This window comes from Actinomadura sp. KC06 (assembly GCF_004348735.1).
Lineage (GTDB): Bacteria > Actinomycetota > Actinomycetes > Streptosporangiales > Streptosporangiaceae > Spirillospora.
Map to the genome: position 1 here is coordinate 1 of NZ_SMKT01000254.1, position 7,976 is coordinate 7,976.

The window sequence follows — 7,976 nt, forward strand, 5'->3', positions numbered from 1 at the left end:
ACCGGACACCCCCGACACGCCCCGCCCCTACACGTCCGGCCGACGCCCCTGCTGAACCGCGCCGGTGAACGCGCCCGCTGAGCACATCCGGCCGAACACGCCGCTGAGCGCGCCCCGCGGCCTCGCGCCCCGCGGCCTCGCGCGCCCCGCGGCCTGGCGCGCCGCGTTCGGTCATGGCTGTATTCGGACATTGGCCCCTGCGGCCGCCGCGCACTCGCGCAGAATGGTGGGACATCGCCGAACACATTCGCACCGACCGTCACGTAACGGCACCATGACCACCGACATGACCATGACTTCACCCGAGATATCGCGCGAGATACCGCCCCTGGCCGCCTACCGGCGGGTCATCAGCACGGACATCGACGTCCTGCACGACGCGGTCGAACCGTACGCCGTCGGCCACGACCTCCAGGCCCTCCAGCCGGGCGTACCGCTGGACGGCCAGGTCAACGCCCTCAGCGTCGGCGCGATCAACCTCGTCTGGGTGCGGTACGGGGGCGGCGGCGTCATCGTGGACACGCCGCCGACCGAGGGTCACTTCGCCATGTGCGCGCCGATGGCCCCCATGAACGTCGAGTACCGGGTCACGAAGTCTCGGGACACGACGGGCGGCGGCCACATCCTGTCCCACGACGAGCCGATGCGGATGACGCCGCCTCCGATGATGGGCTGCCTCGTCATCGCGACGAGCACCGGACGGCTCGCCGACCATCTCGCCGGACACCTCGGACGCGAGCACACCGCGCCGCTGCGCTTCTACGGCTCCGGCGAACCGGGGCTCGTGCCGTCCTCGATCGTCGAGCGCACGTGGCGGCACGTGTGCGACGTCCTCGACCATGCGACGGCGACCGGCGGGCTCCACCCGCTGGCGGAGCGCAGCCTGGAGGAGTCGCTGCTCACCGCCATCCTGCTCGGCCTCCCGCACACGGCGACCGCGAGCCTCGCGGAACCCGAGGACCGCCCCGCGCACCATCTCGCCGGCGTCATCCGCGACTGGGTCGAAGCCCATCACCACCGGCCGATCGGCGTCACCGACATCGCGGCGGCGGCGGGCGTCGGCGTCCGCCAGCTCCAGGCCATCTGCCAGGACGAGTGGGGCCTGACGCCCACCCGGCTCCTGCGCGGGATACGGCTCGACCACGCCCGCGCCGCGCTCCTCGCGGCACCCCCCGGCCCGCGCACGATCACGGACGTCGCCGAGGCCGCCGGATACGTCCACATGAGCCGTTTCGCCGCCCACTACCGCCAGCGCTTCGGCGAGACTCCCAGCCAGACCCTCAGCCGAACCACCCCTGCCCCCAGCGCCTAGCGCCCGTCGGAGTCCTCGCCGGGTGCGCCCGTAGCGGGTGCGCCCGTAGCGGGTGCGCCCGCGGCGCGTGCGCGGGCGAGGGTGGGCGTCTCCGGTCCGCCGTCGATGTGCTCGGCGAACTCGGCGATCCAGCCGGCGATGAGGTCGGGATGGCTGCGCGCCACCCAGTGCCCGGCCGGCGCGCGCCGCACGTACAGGCGCGACACCGGCCCGCGCGCGGACAGCAGCAGCGACTGGGAACCGTACCGGTCCTTGACCGGGACGATGAGCTGGACGGGCACATCCGTCCGCCCATCACCATCCGCCCGGCCGCCGCGGAAGCGGTCGCCGCCACCGGGACGCGCGCCACCGCCGGGACGCGCCCCACCGCAGAGCGCGCGCCACCGCCAGAGCGCGCGTCGTCGCCGGGGCGGGCGTCGCCGCCAGAGCGGGCGTCCTCGCCGGGGCGGGCGTCGCCGCCAGAGCGGGCGTCGCCGCCGGAACGGGCGTCGCCGCCGGAGCGCGCGCCACCGCCGGAACGGGCGTCGCCACAGCCCGCGACGCCGGAGCCCGCGACGCCGCCAGAGCGGGCGTCGGCGCCGGGGCGGGCGTGGTCGGTCCTCTGGGCGTCGCCGGGGAGGGACGTCGGGCGGCGGCGGCGGGTCATGTTCGCTCGGTACAGGCCGAGGCCGTTGCGGGCGTCGATCGGGAGCGTGACGGCCGGGTGGCCGGAGCGCGGGTCGGCGCCCTCCCGTCGAGCCATCAACCGCGGGAACCCCGCGGCGAGCAGGCGGGCCGCGACCTCGCCGACCTTGGGCGCCATCAGGACCGGCATGTAGACGCTGCGCCGTGCCTGATCGAGCACCTGGACGATGCCGCGCGGCCCGGACCGGACAGCCTGCCGAGCCCAGCGCGCCATATGCCGCCGGTCCGGCCCGGAGATCGACGTGAACGAGGCGATGCGGCCCCGCAGCCGGTCGCCGATCACGGCCTCCCAGCCCTGCACCGAGCCCCAGTCGTGCCCGACCAGGTGGACGGGCTCGTCCGCGCCGACACCGTCCAGGACGGCCTCGAGATCGCCCATGAGCGCGTCCAGGCCGTAGTCGAGCGGGTCGGACGGGCTGCTGGACGCCCCTGCCCCCCGCACGTCGTAGGCGACGACACGGAACCGTCCGGCCAGGCGTTCGGCGACCTCGTCCCACATCGCGCTGGTGTCCGGGTATCCGTGGACGAGGACGACCGTCGGCCGTTGCCCCTGCCCCTCGCCCCGCACCCGCACCGCCAGCCGGATCTCGCCCGATCTCACCCGCTGGTCTCGCATGAACCCGCCTGCCCGTCCGTCCGTCGCACCGTTTCTCGTGAAACTACGCCACTGAGACGGGCCGTCCAATACGGTTAGCGGACGGGCTGGCGCAAGATCGTGCGCATCCTCGCCGGGTCCGTCTCGCTGGGATCGGACAGGTAGATCTCATGATGGAGCCCGTTCGGCGCCACGCCTTCGTCCTTCATCAGCGCGTACATGCGGGCGAGGGACGCGGGCTCGTCCGCGTACGCCCCGCGGTGCAGCATCTGCACGCATCGCCCCTCCGTGAACGTGACCTGCTGGACGCGAGCCGCCGCAGGCACTTTCGCCCGCACATCCTCGCGGGCTTGATCGACCGGCTCGGCGCCGTCAGGGAGGCGGAGGAACAGATGCCACCACCACTGGTCGCGCGGCACGTCGAACGGCGAACGCTCGTCCTCGACCCACCAGAATCCCTCCAGCGGCACCATCGCTCCACCGAGCGCACCCATGACGGCGTACAGCGCACCGACACTCTCGCCATAAGCGACGCCGCCGGGCTCACCCCGTCCTGTGACGGCCAGCCCCGACACCCGCCCGTGCTCCACCAGTTCCGGCTCTTCGGCCGCCTCGTACCAGCTGCTCACTGGGCATCCTCCACTCTGATCTGCACCCGGGTCTCCAGGTGCTCGGGCGGCGTGGTCGCGGGGTCGTTGAGGTACACCTCGCGGACGGGTCCGGCGGGCACATGCCCGTAGTCGCCGAACCACGCGAGCACGCCATGGACCGTGAGCGGAATCTCCTCGTACGGACCGACATGGACGGCCGACGCGAACGAACCACCGGGCAGGACGTCGTCGCCGTCGTCCGCCTGGACGACGACCCGGACATCGAACTCCTCGTCCATGTCCAGCGGGAAGAGCCCGATGAGCAGGCCGTCCGGCGACATCCGGTGCAGCAGCCGGCCCACGCAGGCGCCTGTCGCGTCCGGGATCGTCAACGGCGTCGCAGGCTCCCGCGCCGTGAACACGCGACGCGCCGGCTCCCGGACGATCGACACCTCGGCCTGCGGCAGCCCCTCCGCGACCACGCGATCCAGGAGCCGCAGGCCGCGCTGCCGCCGGGCGACATCGGCCTCGATCCGGTCGCGCGCCTCCTTCAACGCATCGCCCGCGCCGTCCCCGTCTCCGCCGCCGCCCCCGGGCAGGACGCGCGCCACGGTCGGCAGCGGCACGTCCATCGACCGCAGCAGGCCGATCAGCAGCGCGTCGCGCGCCTGGCCGGGCCGGTAGTAGCGGTAGCCGGACGCCGGGTCCGTCCACGCCGGGACGAGCAGCCCGAGATCGTCGTAGTGCCGGAGCTGCTTGACGCTCAGCCGGCACAGCCGTGCGAACCGCCCGATCGGCAGGAGATCATCGCTCACGGGCACCACCCTCACCCCTCCCACAATGGGAGAGTCCAGCGCAAGGACGGACCATCGAGCTCAGGACGGACGCGCCTGCAGCCCAGTGCATTCGCGCAGCCCGTTCCATCGCTTGACGGCGGACGCCGCCGCGGCGCCCTTCAGCGGGATCGGGAGGCCGCCAGAGATCCGGGCGGGCGCCCACTTGTCCTTGGTGACCTTGCCGTTCTCCACCTTCAGGAGCAGCACCCCGGACTCGGCGGTCTTGCCGTTCGCGGAGTAGAACACGAAGTTCCCCATGCCGTAGTGGACGTAAGAGCCGTCCATGTAGCCGCCGCCCAGCGGAATGTGCGCGTGACCGCCGACGATGATGTCGGCGCCTGCCGCGACGAGCTGTTTCGCGAGTTCCTGCTGGCGCGGCAGCGGGCACGGCTGCAGTTCCGCGCCCCAGTGCAGGTGGACGATGACGACGTCCGACCCCTTGCGCGCTTCCTTCACCGCCTGCACCATCCGGGGGACGTCCTTGGCTGATGCAAGCCCGCCCTTGGTGTCCGTGGCCGTCCACGCCTGGATGAGGTTGTCGTCCAGTACCTGGGTCGCACCGACGATGGCGAGTTTGTTGCCCTTCACGGTGACGCGGTAGGGACGGAACGCATCGTCCGCGTTCTTGCCGATGCCGACGACCGGGAACCCGCTGCGCTTGATGGCGGCCAGGGAGTCGCGGAGCCCGCCCTCCATGTAGTCCATGCCGTGGTTGTTGGCCATGGACACGACGTCCACGCCGGAGCCCTGCAGGGCCTTGAACGCGGACGGCGACGCGCGGAAGGTGAACGACTTGGGTGCGGGAGTCCCGCCGCCCGTGGTGATCGCCGTCTCCAGGTTGAGCATGGCCAGGTCGGCGGCGCGCAGCTGCTTCGCGACAGGCCCGAGCGCGTTCTTCGGATTCCCGAGCCGGGACCGCAGCTGCCCCTCGAAGTGCGTGTCGCCGCCGAAAGCCAGGATGATCGGCTCCTTGGCGGGCGGCGCCGGACGCGTCCCGCCCGAGGGTCCGTTCCCGCTCGGCGACGATGTCGCGCCCTTCGCGCCGGAACCGCCGGAGTCACCGGAGCCGCACGCCGCCGCGGCCAGCGCCATCGCGACCGCCACGGCCACCGGAGCGACCGCCTTCCTCCGCGTGCCCATCGCCTCACCTCCGCCCCGGCCCGCAACTGGACCTCCGTCATCGGACGCCCCAGCATGTCACGCGCGGCGAGCACCCCGGCTGAACGCGGCGAGCACCCCGGCTAAAGATGTAGGCTTCATTATCTTGAATCATTCAAGTTAGTGCCGACGGAGCCAGGAGGGACCGCGCCCATGTCCGACAGGCCGACCACCACCACCGACGCCGGGATCCCCGCGCCGAGCGACGACCATTCGCAGTCCGTGGGCCCGAACGGCCCGCTGCTGCTGCAGGATCACTACCTGATCCAGAAGATGGCGCACTTCAACCGCGAGCGCGTCCCGGAGCGGGTCGTCCACGCCAAGGGCGGCGGAGCGTACGGCGTCCTGGAGATCACCGAGGACGTCAGCCAGTACACGCGGGCGAGCCTCTTCCAGAAGGGCGCCCGCACCGAGTCGCTCGTGCGGTTCAGCAGCGTCGCCGGGGAGCTCGGCAGCGCCGACGCCGGACGCGACCCGCGCGGCTTCGCGATCAAGTTCTACACCGACGAGGGCAACTACGACCTCGTCGGCAACAACACGCCGGTCTTCTTCATCCGCGACCCGCAGAAGTTCTCCGACTTCATCCACTCGCAGAAGCGCCGCGCCGACAACCACCTGCGCGACAACAACATGCAATGGGACTTCTGGACGCTCTCGCCCGAGTCCGCCCACCAGGTGTCGCTCCTCATGACCGACCGCGGGACGCCCGCGTCCTGGCGGCACATGAACGGGTACGGCTCGCACACGTTCCTCTGGTACAACGCCGCCGGCGACAAGTTCTGGGTCAAGTACCACTTCAAGACCGACCAGGGGATCAAGAACTTCACCGCCGAAGAGGCCGACGCGCAGGACCCGGACGTCCACATCCGCGACCTCTACGAGGCGATCAAGCGCGGCGACCATCCGTCCTGGACGGTGCAGGTGCAGATCATGCCGTTCGAGGACGCCGCCGACTACCGGTTCAACCCGTTCGACCTCACCAAGGTCTGGCCGCATGCGGACTACCCGCCGATCACCATCGGCCGGTGGACGCTGAACCGGAACCCGGAGAACTACTTCGCCGAGATCGAGCAGGCCGCGTTCGAGCCCGCCAACCTCGTCCCCGGCATCGGCGCGTCCCCGGACAAGATGCTGCAGGGCCGGCTGTTCTCCTACCCGGACACCCACCGCTACCGGATCGGCCCGAACTACCTGCAGCTGCCGGTCAACCGCCCGAAGGTTCCCGTCCACACCTACAACAAGGACGGCGGGATGGCGTACTACAACTCCGGCGACCCGGTGTACGCGCCGAACTCCGTGGGCGGGCCCGTGGCCGACCCCTCCCTGTGGGCGGGCGACACCTACGGGATCGCGGGCGAGATCGTCCGCAGCGCCTACACGCTGCACCGCGAGGACGACGACTACGGCCAGGCCCGCGCCCTGTGGGAGAAGGTCCTCTCGGACGTCGACCGCGACCACATGGTCCACAACATCCTGATCCACGCGAACGCGCCCGAGGTGACCGGCGACATGAAGCCGCGCGTCGTCGAGTACTGGCGCAACGTCCACAAGGACCTCGGCGACCGCGTCGCCAGGGGCCTCGGCGTGAACGGTTCCTGACCAACCCGAGGGGACGGCCTTACCTCGACGCCGTCCCTCCCCGGGGCGTGTTCCGGCTGACCACGCCCCATGAAGCGGCCGGGCGGCCTGCATCGCCCGGCCGCTTCCCATCGCCCTCCGCCCGTGCGCGGCCACGCTGACCCCATCGCCCTCCGCGGGGCGCGGGCGCATTGACCCCGTGGTTTAGGCCCCTCCGGCTACAGGTACGTATGACTGGCCGCAGGTGAACGCGGAAGACTAGTGTCGCGACAGGGGTCCAGCAGAGCCGCGGAGGAGGGGCATGAATCGCAGGGCGAACATATTCCGGCGCATGTCCCGGCCCCAGGGGTCGGCGCGGCTCGCCGACGCCACCGAAGGGCTGGAGCAGGCCCGGGTCCTCGACCGCGTCATCCGCGCCCTGTCCACGGCCGTCCGGCGGACGCTGCCGCCCGGCCCCGTCAAGGACGCCCTGCACGGCGTCCCGTTCGGGCACCCCGCCCATCCGCCGCTCACGGACGCGCCCATCGGGTTCTGGGTGTCCGCGGCCGTCCTCGACCTGATGCCCGGCGGGCGCCGCGCGTCCCAGACGCTCGTGGCGGCCGGGCTCGCGAGCGCCGTCCCGGCCGTCCTCACCGGCATCGCCGACTGGTCCGCGCTGCATCGCGAGCAGCAGCGCGTCGGGCTCGTCCACGCGGCGGGGATGGCGACGGCGAGCACGCTGTACTCCCTGTCCCTCGCGGCCCGCTGCCAGGGACGGGACGCCGCCGGACGCGCCTTCGGCTTCGCCGGGCTCACCGCCCTGTTCGCCGGGAGCTACCTCGGCGGGCACCTGGCGTTCCGGCAGGCCGCGGGCGCCAGCCACGCCGACCAGGTCGGACACCTCGTCCCCCTCGGCTGGCACGACCTCTGCGCCGCCGAGGAGCTCCCGGACGGCTGGCCCGTCCACCGCCGTCTCGGGTACATCGGCCTGTTCGTCCTGCGCACGGGCGACGACATCCACGTCCTCGCCGACCGCTGCAGCCATCTCGCCGGGCCGCTCCACCAGGGCCGCATCGTCACCGACGACAACGCCGACACCTGTGTCATCTGCCCCTGGCACGGCAGCACGTTCCGCGTCCAGGACGGCTCGGTCGTGCACGGCCCCGCCACGGCCCGCCAGCCCGCCTTCGAGACCCGCGTGACAGACGAGGGCACCGTCCAGGTCCGCCCGTACTGACCCGCCC

Annotated in this window: 7 protein-coding genes; 3 read left to right on the plus strand and 4 right to left on the minus strand. The window is 72.1% G+C overall.

Features of this window, described 5'->3' with window-relative positions; genetic code table 11:
* Window positions 1-286 precede the first annotated feature (286 nt).
* Window positions 287-1,312: a helix-turn-helix domain-containing protein gene (locus E1287_RS40400; RefSeq protein ID WP_165969430.1), complete on the plus strand. Its 1,026-nt coding sequence runs from the start codon at window positions 287-289 to the stop codon at window positions 1,310-1,312.
* Here E1287_RS40400 and E1287_RS45185 read toward each other — a convergent pair.
* The 4 genes from E1287_RS45185 to E1287_RS40420 form a co-directional block, all read right to left on the minus strand.
* The gene (locus E1287_RS45185; protein WP_131970961.1) at window positions 1,281-2,612 is read right to left on the minus strand and encodes an alpha/beta fold hydrolase; all 1,332 of its coding nucleotides are present in this window, start codon (window positions 2,610-2,612) and stop codon (window positions 1,281-1,283) included. The genes E1287_RS40400 and E1287_RS45185 overlap by 32 nt on opposite strands.
* A gap of 74 nt (window positions 2,613-2,686) precedes the next feature.
* Complete coding sequence (locus E1287_RS40410; RefSeq protein ID WP_131970963.1) at window positions 2,687-3,220, minus strand: GyrI-like domain-containing protein; 534 nt, start codon at window positions 3,218-3,220, stop codon at window positions 2,687-2,689.
* Entirely contained in the window at window positions 3,217-3,996 is a 780-nt protein-coding gene (locus E1287_RS40415; RefSeq protein WP_131970965.1) for a MerR family transcriptional regulator, read from the minus strand. The genes E1287_RS40410 and E1287_RS40415 overlap by 4 nt, the downstream gene beginning before the upstream one ends.
* A gap of 60 nt (window positions 3,997-4,056) precedes the next feature.
* Complete coding sequence (locus E1287_RS40420) at window positions 4,057-5,157, minus strand: CapA family protein (protein ID WP_131970967.1); 1,101 nt, start codon at window positions 5,155-5,157, stop codon at window positions 4,057-4,059.
* 171 nt (window positions 5,158-5,328) lie between these two features.
* On the opposite strand from E1287_RS40420, the gene E1287_RS40425 reads away from it, so the two are divergent.
* Both E1287_RS40425 and E1287_RS40430 read left to right on the plus strand, forming a co-directional pair.
* Window positions 5,329-6,774, plus strand: a complete 1,446-nt coding sequence (locus E1287_RS40425) for a catalase (protein WP_131970969.1) — start codon at window positions 5,329-5,331, stop codon at window positions 6,772-6,774.
* 310 nt (window positions 6,775-7,084) lie between these two features.
* Complete coding sequence (locus E1287_RS40430; RefSeq protein ID WP_243719775.1) at window positions 7,085-7,969, plus strand: Rieske 2Fe-2S domain-containing protein; 885 nt, start codon at window positions 7,085-7,087, stop codon at window positions 7,967-7,969.
* Window positions 7,970-7,976 lie beyond the last annotated feature (7 nt).